The sequence below is a fragment of the Aneurinibacillus tyrosinisolvens genome (assembly GCF_001015055.1).
GTDB classification, from domain to species: Bacteria; Bacillota; Bacilli; order Aneurinibacillales; family Aneurinibacillaceae; genus Aneurinibacillus_A; species Aneurinibacillus_A tyrosinisolvens.
In genome coordinates this window covers 43,237-63,186 of sequence record NZ_BBWZ01000029.1, presented here as the reverse complement: position 1 = coordinate 63,186, position 19,950 = coordinate 43,237, and the positions used below count along the sequence as shown (strand labels likewise).

Here is a 19,950-nt window from a genome sequence, read left to right as displayed (position 1 = left end):
GTTCCTTTCCGATAGCTTTCTATATAATGAGGCCCTAGACACATTTGTAATTTCACAAATTTGATTTACAGTCATATCTCCCTCTTTATAAAGCTTTACTGCATAATTCATTCCTGCATGATTTTTATGGTACTTCTTTAACCGACCTTTAAACTTTCCTTCTTTCTTAGCCAGTTCAATTCCTTCACGCTGCCGCATACGGATAAGATCACGTTCTAATTGGTTTACACCCGCCATAACCGTAATTAAGAATTGGCTGTAGGGATTATCTTCTGATAAATCTAGCCATGTATCTTTTAAGGATTTTAAATTTGCCTTTTTACTCCGTATGTTATCGATTAATTCAAATAAATCTTGTGTACTACGAGTAATCCGAGTTAAGTCCGTAACATAAATGATGTCACCTTCTTGTATATCCTCTAACATTTTTTGAAGTTGCTCACGATCTTTTGTTGCTCCGGAAACTTTTTCTTCAAAAATAATATCCATTCCGATTTCGTTCAGTTGCTGAAATTGCCTTGAAGGATTCTGGCTAGTTGAACTGACACGTATATAACCGATTTTTCGCAAAATATCACCTCATTTTTGAGACAAGTCTTATGAGACGCTCTTAACTATGATTTTATCAGTCTCCTACACTTGTATCAATAGAGTACACTCTATTGATATATAATTGAACTAATTAACTGAAAGAAATTCGAAGTGAATACGACTTTGTAACTTTTACTCTAAAAGAATATCGAATGATATTTAAGCATCTTCATCAATTAGCTTTGGAAAATGGTGATGCCATTCATCTACTACATGAATGCATAAATTTTCTAAGAATAAACAAAATCATACTGCCTGCTATCACTACACTTGAGAGAATGGTGTGGGAGGCAAGGGCAATGGCTGAAAAGAAGCTATTTAATACGGTTAGTCAATCTCTGACAAATGAGCAAAAAGAAAAGCTTGAAGAAATCATTACTTCGCAGCATCCATCCGAATCTAATAAAACGATATTAGGTTGGTTAAAAGAACCACTGTTGATTTAAAATAAAGTTTGATAATTTGTAAAGAAGTTCGATAATTTTTAAAAAAAATGATAATTTATAAAAAAGTTTGATCAAAAGTCCTGTAATGATATGCAGGATTTTTTTGTTCCGAAATCGGGCCAGATTATGAAGGAACGTCTACAGAATATCCTCTTTTAAAAAAGTGTTTGAATAATAATTTAAATCGTATTACCTTATCCAAAAGGAGAGATTTAAAATGAAAATAACTATTGAAGAAATACCTGAATCAAGAATTGCTTATTTCCGTAACGTTGGAGAGTATGGCGAAAAGCAAAACAAGGAACTAATGGAGTCCTTAAAAAAGTGGGCACAGATAAATGGTGTATTTGATAATTCCACGATTTTAGGAATACCGCAGGATAACCCCCAGGTTACTCCTAAAGAAGAATGTCGTTATGATGTTTGTGTTGTTGTAAATAAAGATTTTAATGTGGCAAGACCAGCTCAAGTCGGTAAATTTACTGGTGGGAAATACGCTGTTTTCGTCCTTGACCATACAAAAGAGGCAGTCGGTGAATTTTGGGGCAATATTTTTTCTGAAATAGAAAAAAGCAATCTATCAATAAGGGAACAGCCGATTGTAGAAAGATACACTTCACAAATGATCGATAACCATTTGTGTGAAATATTAGTTCCCATACAGTAACAAGAGCAGGATATTTATTCAACAAATGGGGGCGATGGTGGAGGGAATACAGGTAGAAAATGATTAATGTAATGAGAAAATAAAGTTGTGGACTGGAAAATGAAGTATTAGACTGAGAAAATAAAGTTGTAGACTGACTGCCCAGTTCATTAAGCTAATGGGCAGTTTAATTCAACAACATGTTTGATAATTCTTGCTGAACATTAAAGACAGCAATTCAAAAGAAGCTTAGAAAACATTGAATGTGCTATTATTGGAATGATAATGTCGATCACCCGAGGGTGGAAGTCTTTTTATCAAATAAACTTACAGACACACATTAGGATGCAGAGGAGGCTTAAGCATGAGTGACATAAAAAGCGGTTACAAGAATGTAAATGGATTGAATATGTATTATGAAATCCATGGGAACGGAGAACCGTTAGTTTTGCTCCATGGTCAGTTTGCGACTGCCCGTATGTTCGATCCGATATTGCCGGAGCTGGTTGATCACCGTCAGGTAGTATTAATTGAACAGCAAGGACATGGCCATACGCCAGATATTGACCGCCCGTTAAGTTTTGCTCAAATGGGCCGTGATACATCTGAATTGCTGAATCAATTGGGAATCGCTGAAGCGGATGTGTTCGGATACAGTGCTGGCGGAACAGTCGCATTGCAATTGACTAAGACGAACCCCAACCTGATCCGTAAACTGGCACTAGCCTCGACCGTATATAGTATGGATGGCTACTTTCCCTATATTGTCGAAGGACTCAAACATGCTTCCGCCGAAGCTTTTCCACCCCAGATGAAGCAAGAATATGAACGAGTAGCTCCACACCCTGAAAACTGGTCCAAACTGATTGCCAAAGGTGCAGAAATGGCAAATAACGTAAGTAAAGAGGATTTTCTAGAACCCGCAGAACTGGAACAAATTATTGTACCCGTCCTACTCATCATTGGAGACAATGATATTATTCGACCTGAGTACGCTCATGATATGGCAAAGTTGCTTCATACTAAGCTTGTAGTAGTGACTGGTAATCATGCTTCGTATATTTCTACACAGTATCAGTCATTGCTGGCACATCTTAAAAGTTTTTTCGAATTATCCATTAACCAGTAATGTCAGGGAGCTTGGCAAAAAAATTATCTCGATCTTTCTAATACTAAAGCTTCGACGATTAAACTATCGGAGAACGTTAGTTCAGCAAAGACAGCGGCAGTGTAGGACTTTATTTTTCACGTCCTGGTCCGCCGCTGTTTCGTTATTATGGTCAGTCTAAAACTATATTTTCACTGGACAATCAAACTTTTTTATAAAAACCAAACTTAAATCTGCTGGAGAAGAATCCAGTTTTGAGCAATCTTTTTTCAAAATGGATTCTTTATATTTATTGTAAAATTTGGGTTTACGAGATATTTTTGATCAAACTTTATTTCAAAGCAACAGGATTTGTACCTGCAAAATTAAGTTCTTCCTTAGCCAAATAAACTGTATTCTTGGGCAAATAAATCGTTCCCTCACACGAGCGAAAATCGGAATCACCATCCGATTTTCCTCGTGTTTTTTATTGGATGAAAAGAGCGAGGAAAAAGCTGGATTCTGACAAAAAATAGGACGAAAAAAGGAGGAGGTTAGGGAAAAACCTATTTGACGACAGAAATTGGGAAATGCAGGAATGACAAGGGTTTGAGAGAAAGGGAAGGAAAGAACTTAATTTTTCAACTACATAGAAGCAGGACATTTTTGAAGAAAGAAGCTAAGATGAATCTGAATTAGGGAATAGGGGAAAGGGCAAGAAATTTTTAAATCTAAGCTTGGTTAAAGTGTGTTGTTAATTTTGTTATTCAACTATTGGGCAGTTTAACGTAATAAGAGGACATAATTCCTGATCCTGATTCTATTCATAATTTAAATTGGGCACCTGAACCAGTGTCGAATACTTAGTGAATAGAATTAGAGGTGTGATTATTTTGGAAAACCAAACAAGGAACGGATATATACCGCAACCGATAAGGGATGGTGCCGGATGGTGGGATTTTGGACCACGGGACGTTATGCGAGACCTTGAGAACCCCGACATGTTAGTTCCGCCCGCCACCGATGCTGGCTCGTTGCCCAATATGAAGTTCTCTTTCTCTGACACACATATGCAGTTAAATCAAGGCGGCTGGTCACGGGAAGTGACGGTTAGAGAGTTGCCGATAGCAACCACGATTGCTGGGGTGAATATGGATCTGACTCCGGGTGGTGTGCGTGAGTTACATTGGCATCAGCAAGCGGAATGGGCTATCATGCTTGTGGGGCGAGCGCGCATTACATCAGTTGACCAGAACGGGAGGAACTTCATTGCTGACGTAGGCGTAGGCGATCTGTGGTACTTCCCTCCCGGAATTCCGCATTCTATTCAAGGGTTGGAAGAAGGTTGCGAGTTTTTACTCGTCTTCCCTGACGGTAAATTCTCTGACCTCAATACTTTATCCATCTCTGATTGGTTCGCACATACGCCAAAGGACGTACTATCGGCGAATTTTGGTGTTCCAACAAGCGCTTTTGCCCATATCCCGAATCATCAGCTATACATTTTCCAAGGAACTATTCCCGGTCCACTCGAAAGTCAGCAGGTAGCAGACCCACAAGGTACAGTACCAAAAACCTTTACACATCGACTCCTTGCACAAGAGCCGATTGTAACTCCGGGCGGGAGTACCGTGCGAATAGTCGATTCAACCAACTTTCCTATTTCCACTCAAATTGCCGCATCGTTGTTGGAAATCAAACCGGGCGCAATGAGAGAAATGCATTGGCATCCAAACAACGATGAATGGCAATATTATATCTCAGGTACGGCGCGCATGACGGTTATGGCACCCAATGGTACGGCTCGTACTTTCGATTATCGTGCTGGGGATGTAGGATATGTACCACGCGCCTTCGGACACTACATCCAAAACACCGGTAATCAAAGCGTATGGGCTTTGGAGATGTTTGCGAGTGACCGCTTTGAAGATGTTTCACTGAATCAGTGGATGGCGCTTACACCTCATCAACTTGTACAACAGAACCTAAATGTAGGACCAGAATTAATGAACGCATTGAGAAAGGAAAAACAATATATAGTGAAGTATCCGGGATGTTGTTATTACCCAAGAACGTGTAAATAAGAACATCAGTATTATATGGTTCTCCATTTTAATTGGAGAGCTTGTTGCGACGGGAATCGTTAGCACATTACGGCTGTTACGGCAGTCGTTTTTTATTTGCTCAACTGATGGGTCAGTATAGTTTGGAAATAAAAATAATTATAACCATACACTTTATGGTAAAATTTATAATTATTATCTGGGGTTTAAAAGGAGAGAAGTATGGAGTTATACATTGGTTCACATTTTTTATGGATGATTCTTGTTCTGTGTTTTTGGATGGTAGTGAGGCGTAATCGAATTGCGTTTGTTTATTCATTAATCTTTAACATTATTTTCTTCGCTTTTTTATGGGTATGGTGGCTAAATTACACAGCGGATGGGATTGCCCAAGGAATTGGTATTGTTATTTATGGAGGCACATTTATTTTTAACGTTATCATTTTAGGAATTCTTACTTGGATTAAAAACAAGCCTAAACGTTCATCTTGCTAAGGAGAAAAGGTTCTCCTTATCGAGACTATATCCTCTTAATAATTTAGATTGAATATTGTGTTAATTTATAGGATAATTATGGAATCTTATATAAATGCTTGTTTAATAGAAAGTTTTTCGTAGCCGATACATAAAAAAGAAATTTGGTTCATATTAGGTAGGTTTTAGAATAATGGTTAGTCAGATATATAGATAAGGGTGTGAAAAGCAGTCAACTACCCACCACTTAGAACCTGGCGGTTCTTCAAGTGGGGGCTTGTAAAGGAACTCTTTTACAGGCCCGGTTGATTAGCCCCCTGCTTTCCTAGACAGGAGCCGTTTGCTTAGAATACATAGGTACTCCGGGGTACTCCACTCGCTCCGGACACTACGGCTGTCCATTAAACATCTCTAATGGGAAGGAGAAGTGTGGGCAGTAAAAACCCAGGCAAACAAGGGCGAAGTGGACCTACAGGCTTTCAGCCTGACTTATTTCCGAAAGGAGATTTAACATGGTGTATGTCCTCAGTCAGGAAGGAAACCCTCTCATGCCTACTAAGCGTTTTGGAAAAGTGAGGCGTATGCTGAAAGAAGGGCTGGCCAGGGTGGTCAAACGAAAGTCGTTTACCATTCAGCTCACTTATGCAAGCCCTGCCTATACACAACCCATTACCCTTGGGATTGATTCCGGCTATGAGCATATTGGCTTTTCAGCCCTCTCCGAAAAAGAAGAACTCATCGGAGGTGAAGTCCATCTTTTAAAAGGGATGGTGGAACGAAACAAGCAAACTTTATGTCCATTGTCCGCTGGAAGCTGGTGAATCACTTAGAATGCCTGCACACCTATGGGTTTGAAACCAAAAGCAGGCGGATTGCCCTTGGCTTGGAAAAGTCCCATTGGAATGACGCCTTCTGCATCGCCGGTGGTTCTACACAAAAAAGGATCCTTCCTTTGACTGTGGAACAGGTACGAAGGAACAATCGAAGCCTGGAAAAATTCTACGATGCTCAATTTATCGATATCCGCAGTGGAGAAAAAGCAAGCGGGCAGGACTTATCCAGTGGGAGAAGGAAAAGAAACAGGAATCTAAACGGAGAAAATCTCCGCAAGTACAGAGGGGAAAAACTCTCGAGGGGAAAGCGAACCATCCGAAAAGAACGGTATCCGATTCAGCCGAATGATCTACTGGTTTATCAAGGGAAAAAGTATACCGCAAAAGGGGTCCACAACAAAGGAAGCCGGGTCATTCTCAAAGAAACAGGGAAATCCGTTAAGGTAAGTGATGTTCACATCTACGCCTACGGGAAAGGATTTAAAATCAGCTAAAAGGGGGAACGCGCATTCCTCCCCTACCTGCGCTTCGCTTAGAGGAAGGGGTATCCTGCGCTAAAATCTGATGAATTCGATTGCATCTGTTGCTCAATACTTAATAAATAATGCGGAGTCATTAGCAACTGAAGTAGTTTACTATAATATTAATAAATTGGACTTTGAAGTACCTAAAGAGATAATAAAAAAAGCAATCATCTATCAAACAGAATTTATTAAATATGTAGGTGAGGCAGTTACTTATCATGATGAAGAACAAGTAAGACAAGGCTTTGTTGAATGGGACAAAAAACACGGACAACATGAAGAAGCGTTTTTACTCACTAAAGTTTCAGATATAGTCAAACCCTTTCCAGATATTCGGCTGTTTTTCAATAAACGTTTCACTGCCATTAGCATCGAACATAACCTTTCTACTGAGGAAATTGTCACGATTAATAACCGGCTTAATTATATACTTGATGTCAATATCGTTGAATCCGTTCTTGCATACGAAAGCTATACAGATAAGAATAATAAAAAAAGACAAAGAGAAATCAATGAGTTATCAGCTCCCATTGTACCTATTCAAGAGGGAATGGCGGTTCTGCCATTGATTGGTTCCATTGATACTGACAGAGCTGAATATCTTATGAGCAAAGTTGTTCCAAAGATTAACCAGTTAAGCATTGAATATTTAATCATTGACTTTTCAGGCACCGTAACGATTGATTCAGATATTGCAAGTTATGTATTTAATATTAATAATGTTCTACGTTTATTAGGGATAAATGTGATTGTAACGGGTATACGCCTGATTTAGCCACAAGAGTTGTTAATGACGGGATTGATTTTTCATCTATTAAGGCATATGCAAATGTTAAGCAAGCGTTGGAGAGCATAAAGTAATACCAATGTTACTGAGATTTTAATAGCAATTTTAATTTGCATTTTATTTGTTAAGCAGAATCATTACCCCAGTACGGCTGTTATGGCAGCCGTTTTTTATTATACGAACGGCCAGTTTAGTTGAACATGGAAAAGTTAGATATATACAGTGTTAAATAAGTACAACTTAAATGAAAAGAGTGACAACCAATGAATTACAAAAACTTAATGAAATGAAAAGGTTATATTTATCTTAAAGAATTGGCTGAACCTGATGAAAATTCATTAAGGATACTTATTAATAGATGTAAAGTAGATAATCAAAGTGAAGCTGTTAAGGTAGGAGAACAAGTGATAATGGATTCTTATCCCATTGAAGTTGATGATGGGTTGCCAATAATTCAATTGGATTTTGAATCATATGTTTCTTATTCCATAATCAATGAATCTTTTACTGTAATGGACGAATATGAAATTTTTGATGGTGGAGTATTCAGGATTTATACAAAGTCAAGATACTTGGATTTCGTTAAATTAGGAACAATCGCCGAACATATAAATCCTAACGAACATTTTGTTCATTATCAAATTCCCTGTTTAAACCATATAATTGACGTAATTTCATATGAAGAACCTAAAATAAAAGAAATAAAAAGAGGTTAATTTTCAACCAATGAAAATCGATAATTCAACACTGGGAGACCCAAGATGAATAAGGTTGTAATTTGCAATTCTGTTGGCTCTTATGCAGAAGCATTAACAAGAGGCAAGGAATATGAAGTCATAGCTGAAAATGAAGAAAAAGAACAGATAAAAATACTCGGTGATAACAAACGAGCAAGGTGGTTTAAAGAGGATTACTTCGTATCTTATGGAAGCAATGTCCCGGTGTTGGTTCAATGGCAATTTGATGATGTCATTCATGATTCAAGTGAAAACTCATTACAGCACCCTGAAATCACAGTTATTTTAAGTGATGGACAAAAAAGATGGTGTTCAATATGTACAAAAGTTGGATTAATGGATTATATTCAACGCAATATGGACGGAAATGTTTTTCTTATTGAGAACCAAATTATTATTAAGGATTTTTCGCATGAAGTGGTGAATGATGCTCTAATCCATTTAGACCAGCAAAATGAATTAATCAGTTCAACCAAATTATTGAGCTAATGGACAGTTTACTTCAGTAACTATTTTTGCTTCGGGATAATTCCAGGCATAAATTACGTCAAAATCATTGACGTAATTTATGCCTTTCATTATTATTGACTTAAATTACGTCAAGGAGTGAAGAAAATGAGTGCTCAGAACAATTTAAACGCTAAAACCATTCGTTACATCGAACCATCGCAACGCGCTGGCATGAGGTTCATGCAGCGAGGCATTGAGGGTAGCATCATCATGCTGAACCTACTGCGTTTTCGTGATGTTGCCGATTACACAGCCAATCCTGAACTAACACCGGAGGTCCCAATCAGCGGTGCCGAAGCTTTCAACCGCTATATTGAGCACACGCTCCCATTTCTCCGTGAAAGCGGGGGTGAAGTCATGTTTCTTGGAGATGGCGGAGAGTTTCTTATCGGTCCCGAAGACGAAAGATGGGATCTTGTCATGCTGATCCGCCAGAGCAGCGCGCAGTCGTTTATTGCTTTTTCAAGTCATCAAGATTACCTAGCCGGTATCGGACATCGGACTGCAGCAATCGAAGATTCACGCCTTCTGCCTATGGCAGAACTTCCGATACCGATTTAATTGGAGGAGAACATGACCATGAACATTCTGAAAGTCAACGGCGTCGATTTGGGCTATGACAGTTTCGGTAACGAAAACGACGAGGCTATTATCCTAATCGCCGGGCTTGGAACCCAGATGATCCGATGGACGGTTCCGTTTTGTCGAATATTAGCAGCGCGGGGTTTTCGCGTGATTCGCTTTGACAATCGCGACGCAGGTTGCTCGACGCACTTTAGCCATCATCGGGCGCTGGATTTTGACGCACTAGCGACTGCTCTCATGTCGGGACAACGACCGGACATCCCCTACACTCTCGATGACATGTCCGATGACGCTATTGGACTGCTCGACGCCCTTTCAATTGACCGGGCACATTTCGTTGGCAGGTCGATGGGCGGAATGATCGCCCAGATTGCAGCCAGTGAGTACCTTGAACGGGTTTTATCGCTCACCTCCATTATGTCCAGTTCCGGTAATCCCGCCCTTCCGCAATCTGCCCCGGATGTCATGGCGATGATGACTAAACCGGCGCCGAACCCATTTGAGGATGAAGCAGGATTTTTGGCGCACAGCCTCTCTTTTGCCAAACGCATCGCCGGCACCGGCTATCCGTTTGAAGAGGACGCTTATCGGGCGCTCATTCTGGAGGAAGTCCAGCGAGCCTACGATCCAGGCAGTGTCGGACGACAAATTGCAGCGATCGCTGTCTCCGGTGACCGTCGTCCGCGGCTGGCGACCATAAAAGTACCAGTACTTGTCATTCATGGGGTGGAGGATCCCCTGTTCGTCCCGGCGTGTGGCGAGGACACGGCTTCTGCCATCCCGGGCGCCGAGCTAATGTTGGTTGACGGCATGGGACACGACCTTCCGCACCAACTGTACAAAGTAACCGCTGATGGCATAGAGCGAACGGCTCGTCGCAGTTGACACGCGCTTCCTGCACCTAGCAACCAGCCGCCTACTTCGCTTCGTACATCGTGGATTACACCGATTTCAGCGGAACGTATATGGCGAGGGCGATCGTGCCAAAGGTCGGATTCACGGGCAAGAACATCATCGGCATGCATTACCATTCGGGAACGAAAACCTTTGCCGATATGACTGGGAACAAAAAGATGTGCAACTGCTCGCTTCGCATTTGATCATCAACGAGGTGACGGCGAATTGATTCGAGCCGAATGCGGACATCACCCGGGCGGAAGCGGCGGTGCTCTTGGAACCGTTGTTAAAGCAGCTCCATTTCATCAATTAACGGTGGTTCATAACCAGAGACTCCATTTGAACGTATATGTGGAATCGATCGAATAAGCGCCGGTATTATGTCATTTGTTATTGTTGACGTAAATTACTTCAATAAGAGAGGGGAATCCAATGGGTGATAAAAATATATTAAACTCTAAAACCACTTTAGAATATCTGGTATTGGTTAATGAACAATCCTATTCTGGGATCGGTAGGGAGTTAAATATTACACCACAACAATTTTCGGATTGGATTAAGAAACGTAGACCTATTCCGCAAGAAAGATTGAAAACACTAAGTGACTATTTTGGTATTGATGAATCCTATTTAGTTGATCAGAATAACTTCACAAAAAATCTCGACTCAATTAATAAGATCGATATCCAAATGTTGCTCATTAAGAAAAAAATTAATGAAGGTATTGACGAAGAATCTTACCATGAACATATCCAGAAGCTTCAAAAGGAGAAATCCAAACAAATTCGCATAGGAAGATTAGCTTCGATACTCCATCATGATAATGAGGAGATAAACCAAAGAATTGATCAATTCTTGGCAGAAATGGAGCAACTGATAAGGGGAAGAGAATTACATGGACATGAATAGGCGCAAGGAACTGCAAGAGGATTATAAGCAGATTAAGACGTATATGGGGGTATTCAAAATAACAAATAATCTAAATGGAAAAATGTATGTCGATAGCTATCCTAACTTAAAAAACAAATGGTTAACTCTACAAATGCAGCTAAACATGGGGAGATTTGCAAATTCCCAGTTACAAAAAGAATGGAGCAAATTAGGGGCAGAAGCATTTACCTATGAAGTGTTAGAGGAGAAAAAAGCAGACAAGATTATAGATAGGCGATGGGAACTTAAAAAAATGAAGAAACAATGGCTTGGGAAATTGCAACCATACGGAGACAGAGGATACAATAAGCCAGCAAAAGAATGAGATATGGGTAAAGATATCCTATTTGAACATTTTACACTATCAGTTGTTTAACTAACGGAAATCGCTAGCGAAAAACGGCTGTCACAGACAGTCGTTTTTTATTTGTTCCGCTAACGGGAGTATAGTTTAAGAACATCTGTTAGAATTAAGTTAGTTTTGCTATAGAGAAATAGCTTCTGCATGAAAAGAGATGATTAAAGTGAACAAATTTGAAATTGCAGGTAAAAACGGATTTATACGTATTGAATTTAATGAAGTTTTTGGTTTTCCTAAACAAACAAGTTATTTAGGTGGCTATGATGTAGAGGGGAAAATCGAAATTAAGAGCAGAAATTATTATGTTAAAGAGGCTAAACTTTGGTTTTCAACTGGGCAGGTATATGAGTTTTTCATTCGGATACAAGAATGTTATAACCTTTTAAAAGGAAATGCTACCTTTTCAGACTCAGAAAATAACTTAGAATTTAGCCTTAGTTTTATTAAGTTAGGGCACATACACATTCAAGGACGTTTTCAAGAATTAGGACATGAAGAAAATATTTTGAAGTTTGAGTTTGAAAGCGACCAAAGTTATTTATCATCAACATTACAACAGTTAAAAAATATTGTTGAACATTACGGTGACCTAAAAGGTGTAAAGAATAAGTAATTTCTTATTCCGTTAACAGAAATCTTTAGTTGAACATTTTAAAATTAACTATTTGTGTCGGCATTATACTATGGCTAAAAGAGCGACAAAAAAGTCGCTCTTTGTTTAACTTTATTGGTGTTTAATAATTTTATCAATTAACCCATATGATACTGCTTCCTGTGCATCCAAAAAATAATCTCTATCAGTATCTCTCGCTATTTTCTCCAAAGGTTGTCCTGTCTGTTTAGATAAGATGTGGTTAAGCTGGTCACGCAATTTTAAAATTCGTTTCGCACTGATTTCAATATCTGTTGCCTGACCTCTTGCTCCTCCAAGGGGTTGATGAATCATGACTTCACTATTTGGAAGGGCTAATCTTTTTCCTTTGGCTCCACATGCAAGTAAAAAAGCTCCCATAGAGGCCGCAATCCCAATACATAAAGTGCTAACATTAGGTTTAACATGGTTCATTGTATCGTAAATGGCCATCCCTGCTGTTATGGAACCGCCTGGAGAGTTTATATAAAGAGAAATTTCCTTTTCGGGGTCCTCAGCTTGTAAAAAAAGAAGTTGTGCTACCACACTATTCGCAACATCATCATTAATTTCACCCACTAAAAAAATGATTCGGTCTTTAAGAAGCCTTGAATAAATGTCATAGGAACGTTCTCCTCTGCTTGTTTGCTCAACAACATAAGGAATGAGATTCATGGATTTTCCTCCTGTTAATTATTTAGAAAAACGCACAATCAATTCGATATTTTTTTTCTAAGCTTGATAATTCATTTGTTAGATACTGCGTCTGTAAAGGAAATCCAACTAATCCTTCATCTGCATTCCGTTCATTTATCTTCTCTAATTGAGAAATTACTTCTTTATCAATTTTCATATCATCCATTTCATCTTCAGAAACTAAAACCAAAGGAATAGAGCTTGTCATTTCCTTTGGTTGACCCTGGCCATCCTTATAACTCAGACTGACCGTGATTTCTGTTTTCCTACATGGGATTTCCTGTTGGGTATAAATCTCAATCATAATGTTCAACTCATGTGAAATACTCCCTAACAACATGCAGGCGCTCTTATTCTCAAAATAACCATTAAGGTTTTCCGAACGATATACACCATTAGGTAGGTGAATAGTTAATTGAGCATGTTTTAAAACCTGGGACGATAAAGGATGAATGCGAACCCACAAATGGTTCATCCCTTCTTCATTCTCCATTTTTGATTTCGCTAATCGGATATTTAACATTAGGATTGTTCTCCTTTCAAGATTTGGGAAACGGAGTTAATCACCTTTTGCTTCATTTCTGCGGATATCTTTGGGCTTAAGGTAATAAAAACATCGTCATTAATCTTGTGTGTCTCATTTTCAAGGATTCGATTTGATTGATAAAGGGGCATCTGTTCACTGATTTTTTCAACGGCTTCAAGGGATAGGGATTGAAGCTTCTTTTGAATGGATGATAAGGTTTCGCCTGTCTTTGCCAATGTAAGAACGGCACGGAAATAATGAAGATGTTTATCAATATAAACTCTCTTGTTGCCAACAAGTTCTAATGGGGGAATGACACCAATTTGCGTGTAGTACCTGACTGTTCGTAAGTTTATATTTTGACCTTCACTTTCCAAAATATCTGTGACCTGTTTTGCAGTATAAGTCTGCATAGGAAGCACCTCTTTTATACAGTTAAATGTTTGATTATCGGTTAAATGTTATATTAACAGTATACTGTAACGAAAAAATATTAGTCAAGAAAATTGTGGAATGATTAGTTAATTAATCTAAAGGTACACTTATCCTGATAGACACAAGGAAAAAATTTCTATATTTTTCCTTGAAATCGCTTTATACTATAGAAAATAACAAAAGAGGGCGGTTTCAGACATGATTGAAGGAGTCATTCTGTTTTTATTCCTAACGTCACCATTATGGATTTTCATTATTACCAAACACCAAAAGTATAAGAAAAGCACATACAGAAAAGAAACCATGAACTCATATTGGAAGGTAATACGGGATAAAGGGTTATTAGGGGAATACTTTACAACCCAAAGGCTTGATAAGGTAAACGGATACCATAAGTTCCTGGTCAATTGTTATGTTCCAAATGGAAAAGGGGGAACAAGCGAAACCGATATAATCTTTCTCCATGAGACGGGAATTTATGTTATTGAATCTGTGAACGGCCAAGGTAAAATAAGCATAAGCGGCCATGCAAAAATCTCCAGTAAAAAATAAAATCCCACTCCAAAGCTCCATGATGTATTTTGGTAAGTGACCAAACAAACCAAAGTCATCAGGAGTAGGAGTGGGAAGATTGAAAACGTTGGAGGTTATTTACATGGTTCAGTTTTTACAGCAGCAGGGGTTAAAGCAGACCCAGATAGCCGATCATCCTCTTGTTGGGAGTGACCGGGGAACCGTACGAAACATCCTAAGAGGAGAGCACCCTCTTCAGCAATCAGAGAGAAAGAAAAGAGAGGCAGAATCTACCCTCATTTCAGCTTATATTCCCTACATCCAGGAACGTCTAGAGAAATATCCGCAGCTGTCAGCCGTTCGTATTCATGAAGAAATGACAGACATGGGATATACAGGTTCCATTCGTACAACAAGACGAGGGGTAGCCGCCTTGCGGCAGCCAAGAAAGAAAAGAGCCTATAAGCCCTTTGAAACCTTGCCTGGTCAGCAGATGCAGGTCGATTGGGCAACCTTTACCATTCACTGGCCCGGAGGGGCGAAACAAACGATTTATGCCTTTATCGCCGTTCTTGGTTACTCTCGTCATGTATACGTTGAGTATACCACATCGATGGATATGAATACATTCTTAGCCTGTCATCACCATGCGTTTCTTCATTTTAAGGGGGTTCCACAAGAGGTGGTCTATGATAACGCTCGTACCGTAACGCAAGAGCGAGTCGGTTCGATTGTACGGTTTCAGCAGGAGTTACTGGCTTTCTCTAAGCACTATGGATACCGGCCCCACGCCTGTTGGGTTCTAGACCCTGAATCAAAAGGGAAAGTCGAGTCTTCCGTTCGTTATGTACAGGACAATTTCTTTTATGGACGAGAGTTTGAAAGCATGCATCACTTAAATGAAGAAGCCATCACCTGGTGTCAACGCGTCGCAAGACGGGTTCATGGAACAACCCGAAAGATTCCTTATGAATGTTGGAAAGAAGAACAAGCGTATCTTCATCTTCTTCCGGAGCTTCCCTACCTATCTTCAAATATGCAGGTGAGAAAAGCAGATAAAACAGGACTGATTTCTGTAGAGGGAAACCGCTATTCTGTTCCATGGATGTACCAAAATCACAACGTACGTATCGTGGATCACGGAGATACCTTTGATGTGTACAACTTGGAGGGGGAATGGTTGACCGCTCATACAAAGGCCAAGGAAAAAACAAAGCCGATCATCCTGGATGACCATTATAAAGATCGGCCACATGGTTCTCTCTACCGCAAGCAGCGTTCCTTACAAACAAAATTTGAAGGTTTAGGAGAGCGAGCAAAAGAGTTTGCGGTGGGTTTATCCCTTGAGCGGGAGGGCGGGTCCCTTCGAGACCAGATGGAGTCTATTTTACGACTGACAGAGATCTACCCAGCAGTGGAAGTATATGAGGCCATAAAAAGGTGTTGCGAATTTCGTAACTTCACGTATGGAGCAGTAAAACGCATTGTAGAAACACAGCGTAGGCATCCAAAGGCGCTTCCTTCTCCTCCGAATCAGGCCAGTATTGAAACCAATCGATACGATACATATGAACAGGCCGGCATTCGATCTGCTTCCTATTACGAGGAGGTGGAGTAAGAATGGAAGTGTATTTAAAACGCCTCAAGCTTCGGAGGATTCGTGAAGTGTTTGAGGAGAGGTGTCTTCAAGCGGAGCAGGAGAAATGGACCTATGAAGCCTTTCTTCTTCATCTCCTTGAAGAAGAAATTGAAGCAAGGAATCAAACCGTCGAACAAAAACGTATGCGGGCAGCTAAATTCCCTTCGGAAAAAACCATGGGCGATTTTGATTTTACTTTTCAGCATGGCTTATCGAAAGAAAAAATCATGCGGCTATCCACCCTTGATTTTATTGAAAAGCGGGAGAACGTGATGATGATTGGCCCAGCAGGCGTAGGAAAAACGCATCTTGCCATTGCATTGGGCCGCGAGGCCGTAACCGCCGGTTACGCCGTCTTGTTTCGAACAGCCCAACAGCTGGTGGAAGAACTGTATGCCTCCCTGGCCGATGGGACAGTGGCCAAGAGAATTCAGAGTTATTTACGGAACGATCTTTTGATTATCGATGAATTTGGCTATCTTCCGATGGATGAAACGGCTTCCAATCATCTTTTCCAGGTAGTTTCTCACCTGTATGAACAAAAATCAATTATCGTGACAAGCAACTTGTCCTTTCGTGAATGGCCAACGGCCTTCTCATCAGAAGCGATTGCGGTGGCCACTTTGGATCGGCTTCTTCATCATAGTCACCGTCTTGTATTTAACGGCGATAGTTATCGGTTAAAAGGAAAAAAGACAGCAAACTAAGGAGATTTTTCTTGGCCGTAAGTGATGATTTTCGGATGGCCGTTGACAGAATCTAAAAATTATAGCGGGTGGATATTTGGGAAAGAAACAGATAGAAACTGGTGTCAAATGTTTCCCAATAAACGTAAGGAGTTCTTTTATAACCCGATTAAACAAAATCAAACCCATATTCAAGCCTTGCAAAATATTCTTACCTCTGTGCGTTCCCACCATTTTAAATCTCTTATTGTATTCAGTGAACGATGTGAATTGAAAAAGGTATCCTTTGATGCTACAAACTTATTCATTTTGAAAAGGAATAGATTGGAGAAGATGATGAAGGAATCAATCGAAAAATCACCTAAAGTATTTACAGTAGGTGAGATTGACTGTATTTATGACAAGTTAAAAAGGTATTCAGGTGTGTCTGAAGAGGAGAAACAAAACCATCTGGAACGGATAAAACGGTACAAATAAAACAAGCTTTACCTCAAGTAGAACAATCTAACTAACTCATTTTACTCTGTTTCAGGAAAGAATTAGCTATTAGATTCAATAGTCTATAGATTATAGTGTTGAGAAAAATGCTTACAAAAAAGGAGTATAGAGTGCCTATTATCAAGCATCAACAATTTATTAAAGCACCCATTAAGATATGTTTTGACCTTGCGAGGAACGTAGAAATTCATACCCAAACAACCTCTAAAACAAAGGAAAGAGCCGTTGGTGGAGTTACAAAAGGGTTATTAGAGGAAGGAGATACCGTTACCTGGGAAGCTGTTCATTTTGGTATTAAACAAAAGCTAACAGCCAAGGTGACCACAATGCAAAAACCATACAAATTTGTGGACGTTATGTTGAAAGGAGCTTTCCATTCCTTCAGTCATATCCATCAGTTTATTGAAGAGGGAAATGGAACAATAATGATAGATACATTTCAATATAAGTCTCCATTTGGTCCAATTGGAGTTATAGCCGATAAATTGTTTTTGGAAAAGTATATGAGAGACTTTATTGTTTCTCGTGCAAAGGAATTGAAAAATATTGCTGAAAATATGGCTTAGCTTTGTTCCGTTACGGTGTTTATCAAGATAGTTGTCGTATTTTCCTTGTTTCCTAGAGTTCTATTTATTGAACCAATGATCTTATAACTCAGCCTACTTCTACCGCGCTTCGCTTGGTGTCCTTATCATAAAGGTGGTTACTCCTACCGTGGAAACAAAATAGCGGTTTGTCCACAGGGAGGGAATGCGGCTTTTGAGCCAGGGGAATTCACTCCGCAGGATTCGAGAGGATGCCCCTTTGAGATGACGGACGAGTTTATTGATGCCATACTGAGGATCCACTTCGACGAGAAGGTGAACAGGGTCGGGCATCACTTCCATCTCGATGATCTCAGCCCCGACTTCAGCTGCAGCATCCAGCAAAATTATTTTAAGTCTTTCATCTACCCCATCAATCAAAACATTTCTTCTATATTTTGGACACCAAACCACATGGTATTTACAGGAATAAACAACGTTATGATTACTTTTATAAGTCGTATAACTTTTCATAATCCAATTATATAATAGGGTTAATTCTAATTCAATTTGATTTAAATGATTGAACAAAAAAAGGTCGCTATCCCCATACATAAATGCAGGGGCTTGCGCGACCTCTAAAAAAACGGTCAAATACATAATAATCAATCTCTATTCTTTAGATAACAAATATATTTATACAGAAAAGAGGTTTTCAAATGAAAAAGTTGGCCGTTCCTTTTCTCAGTTTAGCTGTACTATTTCCATCAGCATCCAACGTATTTGCTGCTCCTCATACGCCTGCTCCAATCGACAAGGTAGAGTTTATCGGCATGAAGGCTCCACAAACACCGGAAGAAATCAATACGATGTATTCCAAGGCTTCTGCGGAAGTTACATACAAGAACGGAACTAAAAAATATTCCCTCTAGCTTATGAAAGTCTTTTCAGACCCGGTGACGTGATTAATGGAAAAACGGCGGGAGCCACTTATGATGCCAAGGGGAATGTCATTACGGATCCGAGCACTTCAAAACCTTTTGTTTCAACCTCCCCGGATAGTAATAGCTTAATCAAAGTAGGGGATAAATTATATCTGGTTAATCATTACGAAGGAATCAGTGGCACGAAAACAATCGGAAATTTACCGAAATCCATGGCATTAAATACAGTAGAGCAGGATAAGAACACTGGAAAGTTAACGGTAACAGATATGAAACCCATTGACTTTTCAGCCGATGGCGGAATTTGGACTCCATGTGCCGGATCGCTATCTCCTATGCCGGATAACCGTACTGTTTATATGGGGGATGACGGCAGCTATACGATGATGTTTATGTATGTAGCGGATAAAACAAAGGATTTATCTGCCGGAACGTTATATGCTGCCAGGTGGAAGCAAACCGGTGATCAAAACGGCGGATCAGCCAATTTAGAATGGGTTAAATTATGACACGCAAGTGATGCGGAAATTCAAAAATTAGCGCAAAGCTTGAAGTTCAGCGATATCTTCGAAACGACCAGCGATGACGCTGTTGCCCAGGCTAAAGGGTTTAAGAAAGTAAAAACCAATAGCAGCGGTGGAAAAACGGAATGGTTAAAGTTAAAACCGGGAATGGAAAAAGCTGCTGCGTTCCTTGAATCCCGCCGTTACGGTGCCCTTCTTGGAGCAACTGCCGAATTCAACAAAATGGAAGCTGTTGATTTAAACAAACAAGACGATAAATTATATATGTCCATGTCTTATATTGAAAAAAGCATGGAAAAAAACGCTGCCGATCCTGTCGATGATATTCATGTAAATAAGATCGCTGCAGGTGGAGTGTACTAAATCCAACTGACAAAAACGCAAAAAGATCGGAACGGTGAAGCGATCAAGAGTAACTATGTACCTCTTCGATGTCCGGGCTTGTACTGGGTGAGGATCTTGCTGCACCGGATGCTAGAGGCAATACAGCTAATGCGGATAAAATCGCAAATCCGGATAATGTTGTTTTCTCTGAGAAAATGAGAACTCTGTTTATTGCGGAAGACAGCGATAAGCACACCAATAATTTTGGCCGGGCTTATAATATCGATACGAAGAAACTTTCCCGCTTTGTATCTGTTCCGGATGGGGAGGTGACAGGTTTACAAATGCTGGATAACTTGAATGGATTTACTTACCTTATGGTAAGTTCCCAAAATCCAGGGAATGTGGGATACTTAGCTGGTTTACCAAGCATGGGAAATCAAGATGATGGTGATAACGAAGATCAAAATGATGATAACAGCCAAAATTAAAAATATAATACTCGACAGTCTGAGGAGAACCAAAAGGTTCTCCTTTCT

The 19,950-nt window shown here is 39.7% G+C and carries 30 protein-coding genes and 1 pseudogene; 26 read left to right on the top strand and 5 right to left on the bottom strand.

What is annotated here, in order from left to right; translation table 11 throughout:
- Window positions 1-570, bottom strand: a 570-nt coding sequence (locus MBEAL2_RS20345; protein ID WP_047154076.1) for a recombinase family protein, incomplete at its 3' end; no start/stop codon positions are given.
- Window positions 571-686: 116 nt separating this feature from the next.
- Between MBEAL2_RS20345 and MBEAL2_RS20340 the strand changes: the two are divergent.
- The 17 genes and pseudogenes from MBEAL2_RS20340 to MBEAL2_RS20270 form a co-directional block, all read left to right on the top strand.
- Window positions 687-1,025: pseudogene (locus tag MBEAL2_RS20340) on the top strand (DUF4158 domain-containing protein); the annotation flags it as partial.
- Between the two features lie 229 nt (window positions 1,026-1,254).
- The gene (locus MBEAL2_RS20335) at window positions 1,255-1,704 is read left to right on the top strand and encodes an AraC family transcriptional regulator (protein ID WP_047154074.1); all 450 of its coding nucleotides are present in this window, start codon (window positions 1,255-1,257) and stop codon (window positions 1,702-1,704) included.
- A gap of 343 nt (window positions 1,705-2,047) precedes the next feature.
- Window positions 2,048-2,812, top strand: coding sequence for an alpha/beta fold hydrolase (locus MBEAL2_RS20330; RefSeq protein ID WP_047154073.1), 765 nt, complete (start codon window positions 2,048-2,050; stop codon window positions 2,810-2,812).
- A gap of 851 nt (window positions 2,813-3,663) precedes the next feature.
- A complete protein-coding gene (locus tag MBEAL2_RS20325) occupies window positions 3,664-4,854 on the top strand; it encodes an oxalate decarboxylase family bicupin (RefSeq protein ID WP_439644892.1) in 1,191 nt (396 codons plus the stop codon).
- A gap of 201 nt (window positions 4,855-5,055) precedes the next feature.
- Window positions 5,056-5,328 carry a hypothetical protein gene (locus MBEAL2_RS20320; protein WP_047154072.1) on the top strand — a complete coding sequence of 91 codons (273 nt, stop codon included), beginning with the start codon at window positions 5,056-5,058 and terminating at the stop codon, window positions 5,326-5,328.
- Between the two features lie 491 nt (window positions 5,329-5,819).
- Complete coding sequence (locus tag MBEAL2_RS32450) at window positions 5,820-6,128, top strand: RRXRR domain-containing protein (protein WP_052947865.1); 309 nt, start codon at window positions 5,820-5,822, stop codon at window positions 6,126-6,128.
- A complete protein-coding gene (locus tag MBEAL2_RS32445; protein ID WP_201780831.1) occupies window positions 6,125-6,634 on the top strand; it encodes a hypothetical protein in 510 nt (169 codons plus the stop codon). Before MBEAL2_RS32450 ends, MBEAL2_RS32445 begins: the two co-directional genes overlap by 4 nt.
- A 70-nt stretch (window positions 6,635-6,704) precedes the next feature.
- Complete coding sequence (locus tag MBEAL2_RS20305) at window positions 6,705-7,439, top strand: STAS domain-containing protein (RefSeq protein WP_052947864.1); 735 nt, start codon at window positions 6,705-6,707, stop codon at window positions 7,437-7,439.
- Between the two features lie 311 nt (window positions 7,440-7,750).
- Window positions 7,751-8,167: a hypothetical protein gene (locus MBEAL2_RS20300; protein WP_236692959.1), complete on the top strand. Its 417-nt coding sequence runs from the start codon at window positions 7,751-7,753 to the stop codon at window positions 8,165-8,167.
- Window positions 8,168-8,212: 45 nt separating this feature from the next.
- On the top strand, window positions 8,213-8,677 hold the full coding sequence (locus MBEAL2_RS20295) for a hypothetical protein (RefSeq protein WP_047154070.1): 465 nt from the start codon (window positions 8,213-8,215) through the stop codon (window positions 8,675-8,677).
- A 231-nt stretch (window positions 8,678-8,908) separates the two neighbouring features.
- Window positions 8,909-9,259 (top strand): DUF1330 domain-containing protein, encoded by a 351-nt coding sequence (locus MBEAL2_RS20290; protein WP_236692958.1) that lies wholly within the window; start codon window positions 8,909-8,911, stop codon window positions 9,257-9,259.
- 18 nt (window positions 9,260-9,277) lie between these two features.
- Window positions 9,278-10,168: an alpha/beta fold hydrolase gene (locus MBEAL2_RS20285; RefSeq protein ID WP_047154068.1), complete on the top strand. Its 891-nt coding sequence runs from the start codon at window positions 9,278-9,280 to the stop codon at window positions 10,166-10,168.
- An 80-nt stretch (window positions 10,169-10,248) separates the two neighbouring features.
- Window positions 10,249-10,383, top strand: a complete 135-nt coding sequence (locus MBEAL2_RS33685; protein WP_269082496.1) for a hypothetical protein — start codon at window positions 10,249-10,251, stop codon at window positions 10,381-10,383.
- 22 nt (window positions 10,384-10,405) lie between these two features.
- Window positions 10,406-10,549 (top strand): hypothetical protein, encoded by a 144-nt coding sequence (locus MBEAL2_RS31945; RefSeq protein WP_161798257.1) that lies wholly within the window; start codon window positions 10,406-10,408, stop codon window positions 10,547-10,549.
- Between the two features lie 63 nt (window positions 10,550-10,612).
- A complete protein-coding gene (locus MBEAL2_RS20280) occupies window positions 10,613-11,089 on the top strand; it encodes a helix-turn-helix domain-containing protein (protein WP_047154067.1) in 477 nt (158 codons plus the stop codon).
- Window positions 11,076-11,435 (top strand): GIY-YIG nuclease family protein, encoded by a 360-nt coding sequence (locus MBEAL2_RS20275; protein WP_047154066.1) that lies wholly within the window; start codon window positions 11,076-11,078, stop codon window positions 11,433-11,435. The genes MBEAL2_RS20280 and MBEAL2_RS20275 overlap by 14 nt, the downstream gene beginning before the upstream one ends.
- Before the next feature lie 199 nt (window positions 11,436-11,634).
- Window positions 11,635-12,084 (top strand): WapI family immunity protein, encoded by a 450-nt coding sequence (locus MBEAL2_RS20270; RefSeq protein ID WP_047154065.1) that lies wholly within the window; start codon window positions 11,635-11,637, stop codon window positions 12,082-12,084.
- 111 nt (window positions 12,085-12,195) lie between these two features.
- Here MBEAL2_RS20270 and clpP read toward each other — a convergent pair whose 3' ends face one another.
- The 3 genes from clpP to MBEAL2_RS20255 are packed head-to-tail and all read right to left on the bottom strand — an operon-like array spanning window position 12,196 to window position 13,737.
- On the bottom strand, window positions 12,196-12,777 hold the full coding sequence (gene clpP / locus MBEAL2_RS20265; protein ID WP_047154064.1) for an ATP-dependent Clp endopeptidase proteolytic subunit ClpP: 582 nt from the start codon (window positions 12,775-12,777) through the stop codon (window positions 12,196-12,198).
- 22 nt (window positions 12,778-12,799) lie between these two features.
- Window positions 12,800-13,321 (bottom strand): hypothetical protein, encoded by a 522-nt coding sequence (locus MBEAL2_RS20260; protein WP_047154063.1) that lies wholly within the window; start codon window positions 13,319-13,321, stop codon window positions 12,800-12,802.
- Window positions 13,321-13,737 (bottom strand): MerR family transcriptional regulator, encoded by a 417-nt coding sequence (locus MBEAL2_RS20255; RefSeq protein WP_047154062.1) that lies wholly within the window; start codon window positions 13,735-13,737, stop codon window positions 13,321-13,323. Before MBEAL2_RS20255 ends, MBEAL2_RS20260 begins: the two co-directional genes overlap by 1 nt.
- Window positions 13,738-13,957: 220 nt before the next feature.
- Between MBEAL2_RS20255 and MBEAL2_RS20250 the strand changes: the two genes are divergently transcribed.
- The 5 genes from MBEAL2_RS20250 (at window position 13,958) to MBEAL2_RS20230 (ending at window position 17,661) form a co-directional block, all read left to right on the top strand.
- Window positions 13,958-14,311, top strand: a complete 354-nt coding sequence (locus tag MBEAL2_RS20250) for a nuclease-related domain-containing protein (RefSeq protein WP_052947863.1) — start codon at window positions 13,958-13,960, stop codon at window positions 14,309-14,311.
- A 103-nt stretch (window positions 14,312-14,414) separates the two neighbouring features.
- Window positions 14,415-15,890: an IS21 family transposase gene (gene istA, locus MBEAL2_RS20245; protein ID WP_047154061.1), complete on the top strand. Its 1,476-nt coding sequence runs from the start codon at window positions 14,415-14,417 to the stop codon at window positions 15,888-15,890.
- A gap of 2 nt (window positions 15,891-15,892) precedes the next feature.
- Window positions 15,893-16,618, top strand: a complete 726-nt coding sequence (gene istB, locus MBEAL2_RS20240; RefSeq protein ID WP_047154060.1) for an IS21-like element helper ATPase IstB — start codon at window positions 15,893-15,895, stop codon at window positions 16,616-16,618.
- A gap of 24 nt (window positions 16,619-16,642) precedes the next feature.
- On the top strand, window positions 16,643-17,074 hold the full coding sequence (locus MBEAL2_RS20235) for a nuclease-related domain-containing protein (protein WP_052947862.1): 432 nt from the start codon (window positions 16,643-16,645) through the stop codon (window positions 17,072-17,074).
- 131 nt (window positions 17,075-17,205) lie between these two features.
- Window positions 17,206-17,661 carry an SRPBCC family protein gene (locus MBEAL2_RS20230; protein ID WP_047154059.1) on the top strand — a complete coding sequence of 152 codons (456 nt, stop codon included), beginning with the start codon at window positions 17,206-17,208 and terminating at the stop codon, window positions 17,659-17,661.
- 99 nt (window positions 17,662-17,760) lie between these two features.
- Here the strand turns inward: MBEAL2_RS20230 and tnpA are convergent, their stop codons facing one another.
- Window positions 17,761-18,153 (bottom strand): IS200/IS605 family transposase, encoded by a 393-nt coding sequence (gene tnpA, locus MBEAL2_RS20225; RefSeq protein WP_047154087.1) that lies wholly within the window; start codon window positions 18,151-18,153, stop codon window positions 17,761-17,763.
- Window positions 18,154-18,338: 185 nt separating this feature from the next.
- Between tnpA and MBEAL2_RS33060 the strand changes: the two genes are divergently transcribed.
- The 4 genes from MBEAL2_RS33060 (at window position 18,339) to MBEAL2_RS33045 (ending at window position 19,902) form a co-directional block, all read left to right on the top strand.
- Window positions 18,339-18,551 (top strand): hypothetical protein, encoded by a 213-nt coding sequence (locus tag MBEAL2_RS33060; RefSeq protein WP_047154058.1) that lies wholly within the window; start codon window positions 18,339-18,341, stop codon window positions 18,549-18,551.
- Between the two features lie 29 nt (window positions 18,552-18,580).
- Window positions 18,581-19,072: a hypothetical protein gene (locus MBEAL2_RS33055; RefSeq protein WP_236692956.1), complete on the top strand. Its 492-nt coding sequence runs from the start codon at window positions 18,581-18,583 to the stop codon at window positions 19,070-19,072.
- 39 nt (window positions 19,073-19,111) lie between these two features.
- Window positions 19,112-19,450, top strand: a complete 339-nt coding sequence (locus tag MBEAL2_RS33050; RefSeq protein ID WP_236692955.1) for a hypothetical protein — start codon at window positions 19,112-19,114, stop codon at window positions 19,448-19,450.
- 68 nt (window positions 19,451-19,518) lie between these two features.
- Window positions 19,519-19,902, top strand: coding sequence for a hypothetical protein (locus MBEAL2_RS33045; RefSeq protein ID WP_236692954.1), 384 nt, complete (start codon window positions 19,519-19,521; stop codon window positions 19,900-19,902).
- The last annotated feature ends 48 nt before the right edge of the window (window positions 19,903-19,950 follow it).